This window comes from Streptomyces sp. NPDC056222 (genome assembly GCF_042264065.1).
GTDB lineage: Bacteria > Actinomycetota > Actinomycetes > Streptomycetales > Streptomycetaceae > Streptomyces.
Genome location: NZ_JBHJTL010000029.1, coordinates 56,763 through 74,996, shown reverse-complemented (window position 1 = coordinate 74,996; position 18,234 = coordinate 56,763). Strand labels below are relative to the sequence as shown.

Genomic DNA, 18,234 nt, shown 5'->3' with positions numbered 1-18,234 from the left:
TCCTGCCGTCGGACTGTCCGGCCGGGCGTACCTGTGCCGGAGGGCAGGCGGATTCCTATGGCTTGGCGCGGCAGGAAAGGTGCGCGCCTGGCCGTGTGGACGTCCGGGACCCGCTTCAATTGCATGCTCGTGGGCAGGTGCGGGCGCACGCCCGGCCAGGACCGCCCCCGGTCCTCAGCCCGGGACGGCCTCGGCCCAGCCGCGGTTGACGGCCTCTCTCGCCTTCTCTGTCTGCGCCTCTGTCGGAAACGTCGGCGTGCCCTCGACCGTCGGCAGTTTCTCCGCGGCGGCCTTGTCGAGTGTGCCGTCCTTCTCCATGGCGTCCATGAGGACGGGGCGCGCATAGGCGCCGAGCCGGATGTTCTGGCCTTCCGGGCTGAAGACGTACTCCTGCCACAGACGTGCTGCCGCGGGGTGCGGGGCGTCCTTGTTCACCGCGTGCGCGTAGTACTGGGCGAAGCTGCCGTCGAAGGGGATGGCGGTCCGCCAGTCGACGTCCACGCCCTTCTCGCGGAACTCGTCGGCGTATCCGAGGTTGAGGAAGTCCCAGTCGATGCTGATCGGGGTCCGGCCGTTCGCGATCGTGGCCGGGGTGGATTCGACGGGGATGAAGTTGCCGTTCTCGCTGAGCTCGGCGAAGAAGTCGATACCGGGCTGGATGTCGTCGAAGGAACCCCCGTTTGCCAGGGCCGCCGCATACACGCCGGCGAAGGCGGAGCCGGATCTGGTGGGGTCGCCGTTGAGCGCGACCTGGCCCTTGTACTCGGGCTTGCGCAGATCAGCGAAGGTCGAGGGGCAGGTCTTGACGCGTTTGGCGTCACAGCCGATCGAGATGTAGCCGCCGTAGTTGTTGTACCAGCGGGCCTTCGGGTCCTTCTGTTCCTTGGGGATCTGGTCGTACAGGGCGACCTCGTACGGAGCGAGCAGACCCTGCCGGGCCGCGGACTGCGCGAACGAGCCCCCCACGTCGATCACGTCGGGGGCGCGGCCTTCGCCCCTGCGCTCCTTCAGAGCGTTGATCTCGTCCTGGCTGGTGCCTTCCGGGTTCTCCACCAAGACCTTGATCCCGTACTTCTTCTCGAAGCCGTCGATCAGTGCGCCGTAGTTGGCCCAGTCGCTCGGGAGCGCGATCGTGTTGAGCGAGCCCTCTCTCTCCGCCGCTGCGGTGAGTGCTGCCATGCCCCCGGCGTCTGCGGCGGAGGTGGCCACCGCGGGTGCTCTGGGCCCGGCGGTGGGCTTGTCTCCGCAGGCGCCGAGGGGCGCCGCCGCGAGGGCCAGACAGGCGGCGACGGAGGCTGTCCGGAGACGGGGTACGGGCACAAAGGCTCCATAACGGGCGGTCGCGTACTGATCGAGACCAGCGTACGTTCGGTGGCCTCGGCAGCGCAGTCCCAGCCGGTGGTGCCAGCTGCCTTCCCTGCGGCTGCCGTATCGGCGCGTTCTCAGAACGCCTCGTCGTCCCACTCGGCCAGGAGCGCATCCCCCAGATCCATCACGGGCGGTGCGGCCCCGTCGTGGAGGGCCTGCTCGCTCCAAATGATCTTGCCTCGAGCGGTGTAGCGGGTGCCCCAGCGCTCGGCGAACTGCGCGACGAGGAACAGGCCGCGGCCGCCCTCGTCGGTGGCCTCGGCCCGGCGCAGGTGCGGGGAGGTGCTGGATCCGTCGGAGACCTCGCAGATCAGGCTGCGGTCGTACAGCAGCCTCACCCGGATGGGCTCGGTGCCGTAGCGGATGGCGTTGGTCACCAGTTCGCTGAGGATGAGTTCCGTGGTGAAGGCGATGTCCTCGAGGCCCCAGTCCGCCAGTCGGCGGGCGCAGGCGTTGCGCACCGGGGACACCGCCGCGGGGTCGGGGGATACGTCCCACTCGGCGATCCGCTCGGGGTCCAGTCGGCGGGTGCGCGCCACCAGCAGCGCGACGTCGTCGCTGGGCCTGGTGGGCAGCATCGCGTCGATCACCACGGTGCAGGTTTCCTCCGGGGTGCGCCCGGGCCCGGCCAGAGCGGCGCGTAGCGCTGCCAGGCCCGCGTCCGGATCGCGGTCGCGGCTCTCGATCAGCCCGTCGGTGAACAGTGCCAGCCGGGAGCCTTCGGGCAGGGTGACCGTCATGGTCTCCATGGGCAGGCCCTCGCCCAGGCCCAGCGGCGGGGAGACCGGCACCTCGGGGAAGGACACGGTGCCGTCGGGACGGACCAGAGCGGGGCCCGGATGGCCGGCGGTGGCGGCCGCTACCTGCCCCGAGACGGGATCGTAGATGGCGCACAGGCAGGTGGCTCCGGTGATCCCCTGCCATTCCTGCTCGTCGGCGTCGATGTGGGTGACCAGCTCGTCCAGGTGGCTCAGGAGCTCGTCCGGAGGCAGGTCGAGGGTGGAGAAGTTGTACACGGCGGTGCGCAGGCGGCCCATGGTGGCGGCGGCGTGCAGGCCGTGGCCGACGACGTCGCCGACCACCAGGGCCACCCGGGCGCCCGGCAGCGGGATGACGTCGAACCAGTCACCGCCCACCCCGGCCTGGGCGGCCAGATAGCGGTGCGCGACCTCGACGGCGGACTGCTCCGGCACGCCGCGGGGCAGCAGGCTGCGCTGCAGGGTGACGGCCATGGTGTGCTCGCGGGTGTAGCGGCGGGCATTGTCGACGGACAGGGCCGCCCGGGCGGTCAGCTCCTCGGCGAAGGACACGTCCTCCTCGTCGAACGGCGGGGAGTCCTGCCCCCGCCAGTAGCCGGCCATCCCCAGCACAACACCCCGGGCCCGCAGGGGTACGGCGATCAGGGAGTGGATGCCGCGCTCCAGGATCCGCACGGCGTTGGCCGGGTCCTGGGCCCGCCAGCCGCGGGTGGCGCGCAGGTCCGCCTCCAGGACCCCGTGGCCGCCGGCCAGCCCGGCGGCCATGGGACTGGTGGGAACGAACCGGATCAGCTTGCCGACGGGGTAGAGGGGGTGGGCGCCCTGAAGGCCGACGGCGGCGGTGCGGCGCATCTCGGTGCTCGCTTCGGGCGGCTCCTCGCCGCGCAGCACCGGTTCCAGGAGGTCGACCGTGACCACGTCGGCGAACCGCGGGACCGCCACCTCCGCCAGTTCCTCCGAGGTGCGCTCCACGTTCAGCGTCGTTCCGACCTGCATCCCCGCGTCGTAGAGCAACTTCAGCCGCTCGCGGGCCACCTCGGCCCTGCCCGTGAGTGCCCGCAGCTCGGTGGTGTCCCGCAGCGTGACGACGGTCCCGGCCTGCCCGTAGGGGGCGGTGGGCCGGACGTTCACCGCCAGCAGCCGATCGGCCGCCATGTGCAGCTCGTCGGTCGCGGAACGGCCCGATGCGATCGGCTCGGCGATCCCCTCCTCCAGACCCAGGTCCGTAATGGGGCGTCCTTCCGCGTCCGCCGGCAGATCCAGCAGACGCCGCGCCTCGTCATTGGCCAGCAGCAGCCGTCCGCCGTCGCCGACGATCAGTACGCCCTCCCGCACCGCGTGCAGCACCGCGTCGTGGTGCTCGTACATCCTCGTCATCTCGGCCGGTCCCAGGCCATGCGTCCGGCGCAGCAGCCGACGGCTCACCAGAGCCGTCCCGCCCGCGGAGAGGGCGAGCACCGCGGCCGCGCTGCCGAGGACGACCGGCAGCTGCCGGTTCACCATGCTCTGGACGTTCTGGACCGTGACCGGGGAGGAGACGATGGCGATGACGGAGCCGTCGGAGTCCTTGACGGGGACCACCGAGACCACGGACCGCCCCAGGGACCCCTCGAACGTCTCGGTGAAGGACGTGCCGGCCGCAGCCTTGGAGAAGGGGCCGACGACGTGCTTCCCGATCTGTTCCGGGTCGCTGTGGGTGAGGGTGACCCCGTCGAGCGTGTACACGTTGATGCCGTCGACCCCGGCGATCTTCCGGGCCGCCTCGGCGCTCGGCTGTAGCACCGCGCTCGGATGGGGGCTGCGCAGGGCCGCGACGATTCCCGGAGATTCGGCGAACGTTCCGGCGGCGGCGAGCGTACGGTGCCGGGCGTCCAGCATGCCTGCGCTCCGGGCCTGCACCACGAGCGCCACCACCGCGGCGGCGACGAGAAGCACTACGACGGCCAGCTGCAGAAGGAACACCTCGCCGGCCACGCTGCGCACGCTCAGCAGGGAGGACAGACGCTGCGGCCGCCGCGCCCTTCCCTTGGGGGACGGGGGGTGCTCCTGACGCTCCTGGTGGTGTCCTGAGCGAGGACGCCGAGGGGGAGAGGAAGAGCTCGTGGTCCAGCCGAGCAGCCAACGCCGGAAATGTTCAAGTAGGTTGCTCATACTCCATTTTCTAACCTCTCTGGGTCGTAGGCAGCGGGGAGCGACGGTCGCCGAGCAGGAGCGATCACCGATTCCGGCAGCGACCGGACGCCCACGGGGACCGGTGAACCGGAGTGGCGGCCATCCGTCCGGGCGAGGCAGGCTGTACTCATGAGAGCGCCTTTGCGCTCGCCCCCGGGACCGGGAGCTGACGGCCACCACCAGGTCCTTTTCGCCCTCGCGGAGTGCCTGCCCTTCGCGGTCGCCCTGCTGGTGCTCCTCGTCGAGCTCACGCCGGCGCACGTCGTGTACACCGGACCCCTGCTGGTGGCGACACCCGCTCTGGCAGCGGTGACGATGGGTCCCAAGGGCACGCTCGCGGCGACGGGAGTGGCCGTCGGCGTCAGCGTGACCACCGCCACCCACAACCATGCCTGGGGCGGTCAGCAGGTCTACACGAACTTCCTCGCACTGTTCCTGGTCTCGGTGGCGAGCTTCATGATGAGCCGCACCGCGCGCACGCGCCGAGAGAAAGAGCTCAACCAGGTCCGCCGGATCGCCACGGCCGCCCAGGAGGTCCTGCTGCGGCCCGTGCCGGCCGAGCTGGGCCCTGTAAGGGCGGCCAGCATGTACCTGGCGGCTGAGACGGGCGCGCAGATCGGCGGCGATCTGTACGACGCGGTCCAGACCCGGTACGGGGTCCGGATGGTCGTCGGGGATGTCCGGGGCAAGGGACTGCCCGCCGTACGGGCTGCCGCGGTCGTGCTGAGCGCATTCCGGGAGTCCGTGCACTACGAGGACGACCTCGTGGAGGTCGTCAACCACTGCGAAGCGGCCCTGCGGCGGGACGCCGCGGGCGCGGGCGTGGACGGCAGTGACGACGCCCTTCTCGAGGGATTCGTCACCGCGCTCGTGGCCCAGATCCCGGACAACCCCCACGTTGAGGTGATCAACCGGGGCCATCCGCCGCCGCTGCTGCTGCGCAACGGCACGGTCCGGTCCTTGATGCCCACCGCCCCCTTGCCGCCGTTGGGTCTCGAGGAATTCATCAGCGGTCCTCCCGGGCGGATGGACAGCTATCCGTTCGCACCGGGGGACCGGCTGCTGTTGTGCACCGACGGCGTCACCGAGGCCCGCGACCGGGACAGCACCTTCTTCGACTTGCCCGAGGCCATGATGACCATGCGGGAACACACCCGGCAGGCGTTCCTGGAGGGCCTGCGCCAGGCATTGGTCCGCCACACTCAGGGCCGCCTGGCGGACGATGTGGCGGTCATCCTTCTCGACCGGCGCGAAGACGAGGGGCTCGGGTCGACCGGAGGCCCGGCCCAGGGTCCGCGGTAGGCCCCGTCGTCACGTCAAGCCCGCCCTGTGGCAGGTGGGCCGGAACCGGCTGCCGCGCCGATGACCGTTTCGGCCGCGGCGGAATGGGCCGCCGGCACGGCAGCCTGACCGAGTTCTCGGTCGCGGCCGGTTCCTCCTCGAACCGGCGGTGCCGTACCGCAGCGAACGCCGCTATCTGCCCGGCACGAACGTCCGGCCGAACCGGAGGCCCGGAACATCGTCGACCTGATCGCCGAGCGCTTCCCCGGCCCGATGCCGGCCCTCGACACGGCAGGCCCCCCAGATGATCTCCTCCCAGGACACCCACGAAGTCCTGAGCAGAGTCCGTGCCCGAATGCGGTGGAGCTGCACCGGCCCGGAGGAGCTCAAGCGGTGGCTGCCCGGCGCGCGCTCGCCGGGCCACGCGCACCCTGGGGTAGGCGCCTGCTGGGCAAGCGGCATGGGCGTCCGCCGGGGCGAGGGCCCCGAGCGATCGAGCTCGGGGGCTTCGCCCTGTCTCCGTCGATATCGACGGAGACAGGGCGAAGGCCATGGCCGAGGACGCCGAAGACATGGGGGCCTGGAGGAAAGGGGCCGACGCGGAAATCACAGGGCGTGGAAGAGCTGCTGCACCGTTCTGACGGTACGTCGGAAGAGTCAGCAAGCGGTCAGCGTGAGCCCTGCAACACCTGGGGACAGCTGACCGGACATGCGATGCGTTGTACGCTCCGAAGACCGCCTTTGACCTGCAGGAAGCAGGCAGGGAGCAGACATTTCGGGAGTTTCTTCATGTTCCGGACAATGTTCAAGTCCAAGATCCACCGGGCCACCGTGACCCAGGCCGATCTGCACTACGTCGGCTCCGTCACCGTCGATGCCGACCTCATGGAGGCGGCCGATCTGCTGCCCGGAGAGCTCGTGCACATCGTCGACATCGACAACGGCGCGCGGCTGGAGACCTACGTCATAGAGGGCGAGCGGGGGTCCGGGGTGATCGGGATCAACGGGGCGGCCGCTCATCTGGTCCACCCCGGCGATCTTGTGATCCTCATCAGCTACGCCCAGGTCGAGGACGCCGAGGCCCGCGCGCTCGTGCCGCGCGTGGTGCATGTGGATGCGGACAACCGGATCATTGAGCTCGGGGCCGACGCCTCCGCGCCGGTGCCCGGGAGCGACACCCGGCGCAGCCCGCAGGCCGTGCCGGCAGGCGCCTGAACCGTACGAGGGAGACGCATCGCATGGCCGATCCGGAGATCAGGGACGACCGGGAGAAGGGGCGCCTCGAGGCGTTCGAGGACGGCACCTACGTCGGTGTGATCGTCTACTTCGTCCTCGACGTCGAGCCTCACGCGCTCGTCGCCGTCCACACGATCGTGGAGGAGGGCAACGAGGGCAAGGGCATCGCCGGGTCGCTCGTGCGGGAGTTCTACGGGATGGCCGCCCGCGCGGGCGTCCCCGTCGTGCCGCTCTGCCCGTACGCCGCCAAGTGGGCCGAGAAGCACCCCGATGAGGCGCCCGTGCCCCCGGAGGACGTCGTCCGCGCCGCCAAGCGGCAGCTGAAGGCCACCCCGGGGCTCTGGTGACGCTCGCGCTGCTGCACACCTCCGCCGTTCACGTGCCCGTCTTCGACGGTCTGCGCGACCGGCACCACCCGGAGCTCGGCCTACGTCACCTCGTCGTCGAGGAACTGCTCGTACGCGCCCGGGTCGAGGGGCCGGAAGCCGTGGCCGCCGCCGTTCGTGACGCCCTCGCCGAGGCCGTCGCGGACGGTGCCCGCGCCGTGCTCTGCACATGCTCGACCATCGGCGGCGTCGCCGAGCGGAGCGCCGCCGAACTGGGCGTGCCCGTCTTGCGGGTGGACCGGCCGATGGCTGCCGAGGCGGTCGGGTCGGACCGGATCGTGGTGGTCGCGAGCGTGGAGTCCACCCTCGCGCCCACGCTGGACCTGCTCCGGGAGGAGTCGGGAGACAGGACTTCCTTCGTCACGACGCTCGTCGTGGACGGTGCCTGGGAGCGGTTCGAGGCCGGCGACCGGGACGGCTATCTCGACACGGTCGCCGCGGCCGTCGACCGTATCGACCCCGCCGACGGCGGTGTCGTCGTCCTCGCCCAGGCGTCCATGGCGGACGCCGCCGAGCGGACCACGACCCCGCTGCCCGTCCTCTCCAGCCCCCGCCTCGGCCTCGCCGCCGCGGCCGCGGCGGTGCGCCGACACGGATGAATGGCCCCGGCGGGCGCGGGCAGACGCTCCGGGAGAGCCTGGAGCCGTACGGCCCCGTCGACCGAGAGGCCCGTCATGACCCACCCGTACCCCGATCCGGTGCCGCCCTCGCCGATCCCGCCGCCGGGGCCGGTGCCGTCACCGCCGACCCCGGTGCCGGAACCGCCTCCCGTGCCGCCGCCGAACCCGGTTCCGGAGCCCCCGGGGCCCGCTCCCGTACCGGGACCCGAGCCTCAGCCCGAGCCCGGGCCCGCACGCTCCGATTCGTAGGTGACACAAGGGACTTGGGGTTTCGCCCCGGCCCTTGTCACGGCCTGTGACCTTCCCTTACCTTGGGCGACTGCCGATGCGCTTCCGCTGACGCGTACGAGGGGGGCCCATGGCCGTACGGGGACGACACCGCCGGTACCAGCCGAGCCGGATCAACCGCGCCTCGCTGACTGTCACGGCGGGCGGCGCCGGAATGGCGTTACCGCTGGTCGGTGCCGGGACGGCGCAGGCCGCCTCGCTCGACGTCTGGGAGAAGGTCGCCGCCTGCGAGTCCTCCTCCAACTGGCGGATCAACACGGGCAACGGCTATTTCGGTGGACTGCAGTTCAGTCAGTCCACCTGGGAGCGGTACGGCGGTACGCACTACGCGCCCCGCGCCGACCTCGCCTCCAAGGACCAGCAGATCGCCATCGCGGAGAAGGTCCTCAAGGGGCAGGGCCCGGAGGCCTGGCCGACCTGCTCCTCGCGGGCGGGACTGGGGCAGGCGCCCGAGCGGGCGGACGCGCGACCCGCGTCGGTACCGGCGCAGCGTGACGCGACAGCGCAGCGCACCGGACAGGCCCAGCGCACCGGACAGGCCCAGCGGCCCCCCGCGGGCGAGCCCCCGGCCGCGACTCCGACCACCGTGCCGACGATCCGCGAGATGTACACCGTCACCCCCGGCGACTCACTCTCCCGGATCGCCCGGGAGGAGCGGGTCAAGGGCGGCTGGCAGCGGTTGTACGAGGCGAATCGGACCGTGGTCGGCGGCGACCCCGACCTGATCCACCCGGGCCAGAAGCTGACTCTCCGGATCAGCGCCCCCGTCAAGCCGCCCAAGGATCAGCCCCCGGTCGCCAAGCCCGCGCCCACCGCGAAGCAGGCCACGGCCAAGCCGCCCACGACCCGGCCGACTTCGGCCAAGCCGGCTCCGGAGGCCACCAGGCCTCCCGCCGCCGCGCAGGTCAAGCCGGCCACGAGGCCCGCGGCCAGACCTGTCGCGAAGGCTGCGGCCAAGCCCGTGACCAGGCCGGCGGCCAAGCCCGTGACCAAACCGGCGGCCAAGCCCGCCTCGCGGGCCGACGACTTCAGCGCCCCCGTTGCCGCCTCCGTCGGCACCCGCTACCGCGTCTCCGGCTCCTCCTGGTCCAGCGGGTATCACACCGGCGTCGACTTCCCCGTTCCCACCGGCACGTCCGTGAAGGCCGTGGCCACCGGCACCGTCGTCTCCGCAGGTTGGGGCGGCGCGTACGGGTACGAGGTCGTCATCCGCCACGAAGACGGGCGCTACAGCCAGTACGCGCACCTGTCCGCGCTCACCGTCCGCGAAGGCCAGCGGGTCAACTCCGGGCAGCGCATCGCCCGTTCAGGATCGACCGGCAACAGCTCGGGACCGCATCTCCACTTCGAGGTGCGCACGGGTCCCGGGTACGGGTCCGACATCGACCCCCTGGCCTACCTCAGGGCGCGGGGTGTCGCGATCTGACACCAGCCGTTTCTCTGACACCGAGAGCGAGTCGCCGGAGGCCGTCAGTCGGTCCGTCGTGAGCTGGATCAGACCGCCCGCCGCCACCGCACCGCAGATCAGCGCGGCGACGGTGCCGGCCGTTCCGTACCGGAAGCTCTCGCCGAAGAGCGTGAGGCCCACCGCGGCGGCGACCACCGGGTTGACGACCGTGACGGTGGCCAGCGGTGCCGCGAGGCCCGCGCCCCGATAGGAGGCCTGGGAGAGCAGCAGCCCGGTGACCGCGAGCGCCGAGAGGACCAGCAGGCTCGTCCACTGGGCGAACGGCGCGTCCGGCGACCACTCCACGGCCACGGTCTTGGTGAAGACCGATGCGATGCCGAACGACACACCCGCCGCGGCGGCGAGCACGATGCTGCGCAGTACCGAGCGGCCCAGGAGATGTGCGGCGGTGAACAGGCCGCCCACCACGCCGAAGGTCCCCGCGGCGAGCAGCCAGCGCTCGGCGCCGCCCAGTGCCTGGGATTCGGCGCTGCCCGTCAGGCTGAGCAGCCCGGCGAGTCCGACCGTGGCCATGAGCGCGCCGCGCCAGGCCGTGTGCCCGGCCCGGCGGCCCACGAAGAGGGCCGCCATGGGCAGGGCGAAGACGATCGTGAGGGCGCCCAGCGGCTGGACCAGGCTGAGCGGACCGTAGGCCAGCGCCGCGACATGGAGCGCCGCACCGAGACCGTTGAGCAGCACGGACCCCCACCAGGCCGGGCTGCGCAGTGGTGCGTAGGTCGGGCCGCCGGCGGCGGCCGCGACGCGCTCCTGCACGATCGCCGCGGCCGCGTAGGCGACCGCCGAGACCAGTGACAGGAGTACGGACAGCAGGAGGGGGTTCATACATACAACGATCTCTCTTCCGGGCGTTCACGTCGTCGTACCTGGGAACGCCTTCGGACGTACTGCTTTCGCAGTACGGGACCGTCACGTACGCCTTGGGACGTACACCCGCGCAGGTCAGGACGGGTGGAAAGCGACCTTTCCGGTATCCAGGTCGAAGCGGGCACCGACGATCCGGGCCTTGTCGAAAGCCTCATCCCGAGCCAGTCGCCGTCGAATCCGGTCCACATTGGCCCGCACCGTGTTCTCCACCCAGTCGCCCGGCAGATCGCGGGCGGCTCGCGCCGCGGGCGCGAGCTCCTCCACGATCCTGGCGAGGTGTCCTTCGACCGGCTTGCCCGTCCGTACGTACTCCACGGCAGCGGTCGCGGCACCGCAGCGCTCGTGCCCCAGGACGAGGACCAGCGGGACGCCCAGCTCGTCGACGCCGAACTGGATCGAGCCGAGCACCGCCTCGTCGAGGGCCTGCCCGGCCGACCGTATCGCCAGCAGGTCCCCGAGCCCCTGGTCGAAGACGAGCTCGGGCGGCACCCGGGAGTCGACACAGCCGAGGACGAGCGCGAACGGGTGCTGGGACACGGCGACGGCGGCGCGGCGTGCGGCGTCCTCGTGCGGGTGGATCTGCCGGAGCGCCGCGAACCGGGCGTTCCCGGCCCGGAGTTCGGCCAGGGCCGCGGCGGCGGTGAGCGGTCCCTCGGGCCGGGGCCGGCGGGTCGGGGGTGTGGCGGCCCGGGCGGAGGCGGGGATGGCCGCCGTCGCGGCCGCGGCGGTCAGAGCGAGCACCGCGCGACGGCCGGGAACGGCGGAGGAGAAGGGGTTCGTGGGAGGCGTCATGCGGTCGAGCGTTACGGTGATCAGCGGTCGCGGAGCCTCACTTGGAGCGATCATGACTCGGAGATGACCATCCATGACCCGACGATGACCATGTGTGACCCGAACACGACCGGGCTTTTGCCGGGAGCCGGTGAACCCCGCAACCATGCGCCCCGAGGCCGTGAACGGGACAACCATGTACGCGGCAGCCGTGCGCGGGACAACGCTGCGCGGCAGCTGGGCGGGACAACCACCCACCCGGCAGCCGTGCACCGAGCAGCCATGCACGCGACGGCCGTGCAATCGACGCCGTACCCCGGCGACCGTGTCAGGAGGCAGTGACCGTGGATCTTGGTGCGAGCGGAGCGAGGTGGGGGTACCCCCGGCCGGAGGCTGGGGGAGGGTCGGTCGGCGGCTTTTTCGCGCTGCGGACGACCGCGCCGGAGACGGACGGCGCGCATGTGCCGCTCGCCCGCCTCTACGCGGGGGAGACCGGCCCCCTCTCCGCCCGCGTCGATCGCGTGGGCGCCCGGCTCCGGGCCCCCGAGCGGCGGGTCGCGGCCTCGATCGCCCACCTCGGGCTCGCCGCCAGGCTCTGGTCGACCGCCCTCGGTCCTGCCGCCCTCCATGGCGAGTTCCCGGCCGTCGAACCGGCGGACCTGTACTGGGACGGGTCCCTGACCTCGCCCGACGACCTGTGGTGGGCGGGCACGGACACCCGTCCCGCGACTGTCGACGACCTCCGCGAGGCCGTCCAGCTCGCCCACCTCGTCCCGCTCCACGACGCCCTTCGCCGTGACGGGCGGATCTCGCCCCGGCTGCTGTGGGGGAACGCCGGCTCCGCGCTGGCCGGAGCGCTGCGCGAGCTGACCCGCTGGGCGCGCGCGCAGGGCCGGCCCGAGGTCGCCCGCCGCGCCGCCGAACTCGTGACCGGGCTCCTCGACCACCCCGACCTGGCCCGCACCGTCCAGGGGACAGGCCTGCGACGCACCAGCTGCTGCCTCTACTACCGCTGCCCCGGCGGCGGACTCTGCGGCGACTGTGTGTTCGACCACGCTCCCGCCACGGGTTTGGAGACACGGCCTCCCGCTCCGTAAAGTTTCTCTTTTGAGGACATGGGCGCGCGCGAGCGTACGAGCGATCGAGGAACGACAGAGGCCATGACGGTGACCGAAGAAACCCAGGAGTACGGGCCGGGTATCGACCCCGAGCGCCTGGCCGTCTGCCTGAGCGTGCTCGACGAGCTCGACGAGCTGGAGGTCGACCACCCGGACGCGATCGCCGTCCGGCGTGCCACCGCCGGTATCTACCGCACGGTCAAGCAGCGCCGCCGTCAGGAGCGCCGCGCCGCGAAGACCGCGCACGACAAGGCGGTCACCGAGGCCACCGCGACCGGCTCCGCGCAGCGGATCGACGACGAGACCGAGGGAATCCTGCCCTCCTCCGTCACCGAGGCCGGCCAGATCGCCGGGATACTCCAGCGCCCCCGCTCCTGCTACACCTGCAAGACGCGGTACGTCGAGGTCGACTACTTCTACCACCAGCTCTGCCAGGACTGCGCGGCCCTGAACCGGGCACGGCGCGACGCCCGCACCGACCTCGCGGGCAAGCGCGCGCTGCTCACCGGCGGCCGGGCCAAGATCGGCATGTACATCGCGCTGCGGCTGCTGCGCGACGGTGCCCACACCACGATCACGACCCGGTTCCCCAAGGACGCCATCCGCCGCTTCAAGGCCATGGAGGACTCGGCGGACTGGATGCACCGGCTCGACGTCGTCGGCATCGACCTGCGCGACCCCGCGCAGGCGGTCGCCCTGGCCGATCAGATCGCCGAGGACGGTCCGCTGGACATCCTCATCAACAACGCCACGCAGACCGTGCGTCGCCTGCCCTCCGCCTACGCCGCCCTGGTCGAGGGCGAGAGCGCCCCGCTGCCCGCGGGCGAGCTCCCCGCCCACCATGTGATCGGCGCCTTCAACTCCGGCGCGGTCGGTGATCTCGGCGGGCCTTCCGCGCTGCCCGCCGGCGTCAGCGGCCTGGACGCGCAGCAGGTCGCCGACCTCGCGCTGGTCGCGGGCAACGCCAGTGTCGAGCGACACCGTGACGGCAGCGCCATCGACGCGGGCGGCCTGGTGCCGGACGTCGTCGAGTCCAACACCTGGGTGCAGACCATCGAGCAGATCTCCCCGGTGGAGCTGCTCGAGACCCAGCTGTGCAACTACACGGCGCCGTTCATCCTGATCAGCAAGTTGCGGCAGGTCATGGCCGAGGCCGCCAAGAAGGCGTCCAGCGGGCGGGCCTACGTCGTCAACGTCTCGGCGATGGAGGGCGTCTTCGGCCGCGGCTACAAGGGTGCGGGGCACCCGAACACCAATGCGGCCAAGGCCGCGATCAACATGGTGACGCGGACCAGCGCCCAGGAGATGTTCCAGGCCGACGGCATCCTCATGACCTCGGTCGACACCGGCTGGATCACCGACGAGCGTCCGCACTTCGACAAGCTGCGCCTCGCCGAGGAGGGCTTCCACGCCCCGCTCGACCTGGTCGACGGCGCCGCCCGCGTGTACGACCCCGTCGTGCGCGGCGAGGCGGGCGAGGACCTGTACGGCGTCTTCCTCAAGGACTACGCGCCGGGCAACTGGTGATCGGCTCTCGGTAAACCGATTTCGGCAACCAAGCCTCGGTAAACCGCCCAGATGTCCGAAATTCACTCGATCGCGTCACACTTCTGGGCCCCATAGAGCGCCCAGGCGCTCATTTGGTTAGTCTGATGTCCACGGTCGGCCACCGGGGTTTCACAAAACCCCCACGGCTTGCCTGGGGACTGGCCTGCCACCAAGGCCGCGGTCCCGCCCGAAGAACGGCGCCACCGCGACCGAAACGGCCATGTCCTCATTGGTACGCGACACAAGGGAGTGCGCGGTGACACCAGAATTGACGAAGCAGGAACAGCGACCGGCCGAACATCCGGAGCGGCCACGCCGCTCCGGTGAGCTGGGCAGCCTCGACGTGTGGGCCCATGCGGCTCCGATCCGGCTGGCGGGCTACGAGGACGACCTCGCGGAGCCGCACATCCTGCCCGGTATCGACTGAGTCGTAACTGTCGCTTCGCCCTGTGCCCCCGGCCGCCCCGCGACCGGGGGCACAGGCATGTCCGGGCCCGGCTTCAGCGCCGCGCCACGCTCCGCAGCTCGACCGGCGGCAGGTACTCCCGTACGAGCGTGCGGTGCCACCACGCCCCGGTCTCCCGCAGCTCACGCCAGGTCGTGTAGCGGTAGCGGTACAGGCGGGCCCTGATCCGGGCCGGCGGCGCGTCCGGGAAGGGGTTGTGGCGCAGCAGCCGCAGCGTGTCCCGGTCCCCGTCGAGGAGCCGCTCGACGAACGGTCCGAACCAGTCGCGGGCGTACGCGGGGGAGAGCGCCGCGAACCACATCAGCCAGTCGAGCCGCAGATGGTACGGGGCGAACTGGCGCGGCAGCCGGCGTGGATCGCCGGGCTTGCCCTTGAAGCCGTACTCCTTCCACTCCGCGTCCCCGTCCCGCAGCGGGTCGGAGGTGCCCTCGATGACGATCTCGTCCCGGATCCGGCCGACCGTGCCGAACGCGCCGTACGTGTTGACCAGGTGGAACGGGTCGTACGAGCGATTCATCGCCTGCCGCCGCGACAGCAGGTTGCGCACCGGTCGGTAGCTGCGGAAGAGGACCAGTGCGGTCACGGCGACGACCACGACCACGTACCAGATCGGCGGGGAGGGCTGCGGGTGCTCGCCGACGAGGAGCGAGCCGTCCATGGCGGAGAGCGCGAGGACGATCGTCAGCCAGTTCAGCCAGGCGAAGTTGCCCGAGAGCACCAGCCAGAGCTGGGTCGCCACCATCAGGCAGGCCGCCACCGTCGCCACCGGCTGCGGGGTGAAGAGCAGTACCGGGACCAGCAGTTGGACGACATGGTTCGCGGCCACCTCGACCCGGTGCAGCGGCCGGGGGAGATGGTGGAAGAACCAGCTGAGCGGGCCGGGCATCGGCTGGGTCTCGTGGTGGAAGTAGAGGCAGGTCAGATTCCGCCAGCAGGCGTCACCGCGGATCTTGATGAGTCCCGCGCCGAACTCGACGCGGAAGAGCAGCCAGCGCAGCAGCCACAGCACGAGGACCGGCGGCGCGGTGTCGTCGTTGCCGAGGAAGACCGCGAGGAAGCCCGCCTCCAGGAGCAGCGACTCCCAGCCGAAGCTGTACCAGGTCTGGCCCACGTTGACGATCGAGAGATACAGCGCCCAGAGCACCGCCCACAGCAGCATCGAGACGGCGAGCGGCACGGCGTCGCCCGCGCCCGCCACCAGCGCGAGGGCCACGGCCGCGCCGCTCCACGAGACCGCCGCGAACAGGCGGTCGGAGTAGTGCCAGTGGAAGAGGCTGGGCGCCTGACGCGGCTCCACCCGGCGCAGGTACTCCGGGACGGGGAGCATTCCGCGCTCGCCGATCAGGGCCCGGAACTGGAGAGCGGCCGAGAGGAAGGCCACGAGATAGAGCCCGGCGAGCCCCCGCTGGAAGACGATCCGGCTCAGCCAGTAGTCCGGTGCCGTGAACCACTCCATTGCTTCCAGTATCGGCCCGGGAGGTCAGCCCTTCCTCTCCTCCTCGTCCTGAGAGCGCAGCCCCTCCGCCTGGGACGGCGTGGTGCGGGCGGTCAGGGGGTGGCGGTGGTCCCGCTGCAGCGTGTCCATGTCCTCTTCGAGGCGCTCGCCCTCGGCCTGCGAGGGAGTGCTGTAGGTGTACTCGTCGTACTGGCTCACGGCCGCCTCCTGGGTCGGAACGTATGCCTACAAAGGGAGCGTAACCCCGTGCGTGACCCTGGGCGTCATCCCGTGACGAGGCGCTGGAGCGTGCGGCCGAGGCGGCGTGCGTAGGCGTGCTGGAGGACGGGGACGAGCGGTCCCGCGAGGCGGGTGTACCAGGCGGCGGGGCGGCTGAACGCGGTGACCGTGAACCAGACCGAGCCGTCGTCGTGCAGGTCGACGACGAAGGACTCCTCGCCCCGTTCGGGGTGCCCGGTGCGGGTGCCGTAGGCGAATCCGGTGCGGTCCTTCTCGTACGCGGTCCAGATCACCTCGCAGGGTGCGGCGAACCGGACCGGGCCGAGGCCCATCGAGACCTCGACGAAGACGCCGGGCTCGGCGCGGTCCGCCTCGCTGCGGACCCGGGCGCCCGAAGCGCGGTGCATCCGCCAGGTGGTGACGGCGGTCCCGGCGGTCTCGAAGGCGTCCCGGCCCCGCCCGACGCGGACCGTGTGGTGGAGGTGGTGGTAGCCGGCCGGAAGACGGTCCCGGCCGGTGGCGCCGACGTCCCGGTAGTTCAGCGGCGCGGGGGCGCTGGACGTGGCGAGGTCACGGATCAGACGGGCCATGATGCGGTCTCCTTCTTCGGGGCGGTCGCCCGCAGGCGGCGCCGGGCGAGCAGCGAGCAGAGCGCGAAACCGAGGGCGTTGCCGAGGCCGTGGGTGGCGGCCATCCAGGTCAGGTTCGGGTGGGGGAGGCCGGTCGCCTCGCCGAGCGCCCAGCTCAGGGCGAGCAGCATGGTCGCCACGAGCCCCACGGCCGAGACGGCGAGGAGGGCGTGGGTGACCGGGTCGTGGGCGTCGGTGCGCAGCTCCCGCCAGGTCTCCAGGGCGACGGCCCACATCCCGGCGGTGAGGACGAGCGCCCCGGCGAGCTCGGCCCAGTCGTCGACGAAGTAGCCGACCAGTACCAGCAGGGTGCCGAGCGGAACGCTGAGCGCGGCGAAGCGCGTGGCGGGTCCGTCGGATGTATGGCAGACCAGACCGGCCACCAGCGCGGCGGCGAAGCCGGCGAAGTGGAAGTGGGGCACGGTCAGGGCCAGGATGTCGAGGTCGAAGCCGAACAGCTCGTGTCCCGCGCGTTCGGCGACCAGGGCGAGGCCCGCGACCGCTGGGGTCACGAGCGCCGTGAGCACGGCGATCTCGGAGGGCGGGAGCGAGGGGAGCGACAGGCCGGTCCTCGGCCGGGGGAGCGCCGCGAGCCGCGCCGGGGCGCAGAGCGCCAGCGCGAGGGTGGCCAGCGCGTAGACCGTGGCGAGCGCGGCGGCGGTGGGGGAGCGCGGGAGCCACAGGGCGAGGGCGCCGGGGGCGGCGAGCAGCGGCCAGGCGCGGCGGAGCCGCCGAAGTCCGCGCGGCCGAGGGGCGTCGATGAGCCCCAGGCCCATGGGGACGATGACGAACATGCCGAGCATCACGATGAGATCGACCAGCACGGACATACCCCCACCCCCTGATTGAACGTGTTCAAACCTCAACGGGGTCGAGCGTAGGGCTTTCCTTGAACGTGTTCAAGTGCGTCTCTCGTGCGCGGCCGCCGACCGTCCTCCGGTCGGCCGCACTCCGCTTGCGGGCCGCCGTGCGGTGCGACAGACATGAAGGAATGTCTCGGGTGGAAAGAGGCGGGAGATCCACGTGCGCTCACCCATACGCCGGCCGCGGCGCCCTCACGTCGCCGCACTCGCCGCGCTGGTCTCGACGCTGGTGCTCGCGGGCTGCTCGTCCGACGGCGGCGGCGGCGCCGGAACGGCCGCCGCCTCGCAGGACGCCTTCCTCCAGCCTCCCGCACCCGACCGCGGTGCCTCCGTGAGCCCCGACCGCTCCACCGTCCCCGGAGACGACGCCTCGCCCGACGATTCCACCCCGTCGCCGAGCGACTCCCAGTCCATGACCGCTTGCCCGTCGTCGCCGTACGAGAGCCCGACCGGCACACCGGACACGACGACTCCCGACCCGGCCTCCCCGAGCCCGTCCGTCCCTCCGGGCTGCCCCACCCCGACCTGGTCGGAGCCGGCCTCCCCGGATACGCCGGTCGAGCCGGATTCCGAGTCGGACCCGCCCTCCTACGAGGACCTGTTCCCGGGCGAAACCGGCGCCCAGCAGCCGGAAACCTTCGAGGGATGAGGCGTGTCCCCACCCGGACTCCCACCTGGATCCCGGGCCCGAACCTCCACCCGGATCCCCGGCTCCTCTCCGCC

Annotated in this window: 17 protein-coding genes; 9 read left to right on the top strand and 8 right to left on the bottom strand. The window is 71.8% G+C overall.

The window, feature by feature from the left end:
• Positions 1-174: 174 nt before the first annotated feature.
• Both ACFC0D_RS16470 and ACFC0D_RS16465 read right to left on the bottom strand, forming a co-directional pair.
• The gene (locus ACFC0D_RS16470) at positions 175-1,320 is read right to left on the bottom strand and encodes an ABC transporter substrate-binding protein (protein ID WP_376435662.1); all 1,146 of its coding nucleotides are present in this window, start codon (positions 1,318-1,320) and stop codon (positions 175-177) included.
• Positions 1,321-1,442: 122 nt separating this feature from the next.
• Positions 1,443-4,109, bottom strand: a complete 2,667-nt coding sequence (locus ACFC0D_RS16465) for a SpoIIE family protein phosphatase (RefSeq protein ID WP_376435659.1) — start codon at positions 4,107-4,109, stop codon at positions 1,443-1,445.
• Positions 4,110-4,427: 318 nt separating this feature from the next.
• Here ACFC0D_RS16465 and ACFC0D_RS16460 point away from each other — a divergent pair, with 318 nt between their 5' ends.
• From ACFC0D_RS16460 to ACFC0D_RS16440, 5 genes are all read left to right on the top strand, one after another.
• Positions 4,428-5,600 (top strand): PP2C family protein-serine/threonine phosphatase, encoded by a 1,173-nt coding sequence (locus tag ACFC0D_RS16460; RefSeq protein WP_376435657.1) that lies wholly within the window; start codon positions 4,428-4,430, stop codon positions 5,598-5,600.
• 768 nt (positions 5,601-6,368) lie between these two features.
• Positions 6,369-6,794, top strand: a complete 426-nt coding sequence (gene panD / locus ACFC0D_RS16455) for an aspartate 1-decarboxylase (RefSeq protein ID WP_376435655.1) — start codon at positions 6,369-6,371, stop codon at positions 6,792-6,794.
• Positions 6,795-6,817: 23 nt separating this feature from the next.
• Positions 6,818-7,162, top strand: a complete 345-nt coding sequence (locus tag ACFC0D_RS16450; RefSeq protein WP_376435652.1) for a GNAT family N-acetyltransferase — start codon at positions 6,818-6,820, stop codon at positions 7,160-7,162.
• Complete coding sequence (locus ACFC0D_RS16445) at positions 7,159-7,800, top strand: aspartate/glutamate racemase family protein (protein ID WP_376435649.1); 642 nt, start codon at positions 7,159-7,161, stop codon at positions 7,798-7,800. Before ACFC0D_RS16450 ends, ACFC0D_RS16445 begins: the two co-directional genes overlap by 4 nt.
• Before the next feature lie 379 nt (positions 7,801-8,179).
• The gene (locus tag ACFC0D_RS16440) at positions 8,180-9,535 is read left to right on the top strand and encodes a transglycosylase family protein (RefSeq protein WP_376435647.1); all 1,356 of its coding nucleotides are present in this window, start codon (positions 8,180-8,182) and stop codon (positions 9,533-9,535) included.
• Here the strand turns inward: ACFC0D_RS16440 and ACFC0D_RS16435 are convergent.
• Positions 9,416-10,399, bottom strand: coding sequence for a DMT family transporter (locus tag ACFC0D_RS16435; protein WP_376435645.1), 984 nt, complete (start codon positions 10,397-10,399; stop codon positions 9,416-9,418). The two genes, ACFC0D_RS16440 and ACFC0D_RS16435, sit on opposite strands and share 120 nt — an antisense overlap.
• 117 nt (positions 10,400-10,516) lie before the next feature.
• A complete protein-coding gene (locus tag ACFC0D_RS16430) occupies positions 10,517-11,233 on the bottom strand; it encodes a carbonic anhydrase (RefSeq protein ID WP_376435642.1) in 717 nt (238 codons plus the stop codon).
• 323 nt (positions 11,234-11,556) lie between these two features.
• Between ACFC0D_RS16430 and ACFC0D_RS16425 the strand changes: the two genes are divergently transcribed.
• The 3 genes from ACFC0D_RS16425 to ACFC0D_RS16415 all read left to right on the top strand — a co-directional run bounded on the left by ACFC0D_RS16425 (position 11,557) and on the right by ACFC0D_RS16415 (position 14,305).
• On the top strand, positions 11,557-12,309 hold the full coding sequence (locus ACFC0D_RS16425; RefSeq protein ID WP_376435639.1) for a (2Fe-2S)-binding protein: 753 nt from the start codon (positions 11,557-11,559) through the stop codon (positions 12,307-12,309).
• A 63-nt stretch (positions 12,310-12,372) separates the two neighbouring features.
• The gene (locus ACFC0D_RS16420; RefSeq protein ID WP_376435636.1) at positions 12,373-13,857 is read left to right on the top strand and encodes an SDR family NAD(P)-dependent oxidoreductase; all 1,485 of its coding nucleotides are present in this window, start codon (positions 12,373-12,375) and stop codon (positions 13,855-13,857) included.
• A gap of 277 nt (positions 13,858-14,134) precedes the next feature.
• Entirely contained in the window at positions 14,135-14,305 is a 171-nt protein-coding gene (locus ACFC0D_RS16415; protein ID WP_362355075.1) for a hypothetical protein, read from the top strand.
• A 73-nt stretch (positions 14,306-14,378) separates the two neighbouring features.
• Here ACFC0D_RS16415 and ACFC0D_RS16410 read toward each other — a convergent pair whose 3' ends face one another.
• The 4 genes from ACFC0D_RS16410 to ACFC0D_RS16395 all read right to left on the bottom strand — a co-directional run bounded on the left by ACFC0D_RS16410 (position 14,379) and on the right by ACFC0D_RS16395 (position 17,478).
• Entirely contained in the window at positions 14,379-15,800 is a 1,422-nt protein-coding gene (locus tag ACFC0D_RS16410; RefSeq protein WP_376435633.1) for a lipase maturation factor family protein, read from the bottom strand.
• Positions 15,801-15,824: 24 nt separating this feature from the next.
• Complete coding sequence (locus tag ACFC0D_RS16405) at positions 15,825-15,998, bottom strand: hypothetical protein (protein WP_376435631.1); 174 nt, start codon at positions 15,996-15,998, stop codon at positions 15,825-15,827.
• A gap of 65 nt (positions 15,999-16,063) precedes the next feature.
• Positions 16,064-16,609 carry a DUF1990 family protein gene (locus ACFC0D_RS16400; protein ID WP_376435628.1) on the bottom strand — a complete coding sequence of 182 codons (546 nt, stop codon included), beginning with the start codon at positions 16,607-16,609 and terminating at the stop codon, positions 16,064-16,066.
• A complete protein-coding gene (locus tag ACFC0D_RS16395; RefSeq protein WP_376435626.1) occupies positions 16,597-17,478 on the bottom strand; it encodes a YndJ family protein in 882 nt (293 codons plus the stop codon). Before ACFC0D_RS16395 ends, ACFC0D_RS16400 begins: the two co-directional genes overlap by 13 nt.
• Positions 17,479-17,671: 193 nt before the next feature.
• On the opposite strand from ACFC0D_RS16395, the gene ACFC0D_RS16390 reads away from it, so the two are divergent.
• The gene (locus ACFC0D_RS16390) at positions 17,672-18,160 is read left to right on the top strand and encodes a hypothetical protein (protein ID WP_376435623.1); all 489 of its coding nucleotides are present in this window, start codon (positions 17,672-17,674) and stop codon (positions 18,158-18,160) included.
• Positions 18,161-18,234 lie beyond the last annotated feature (74 nt).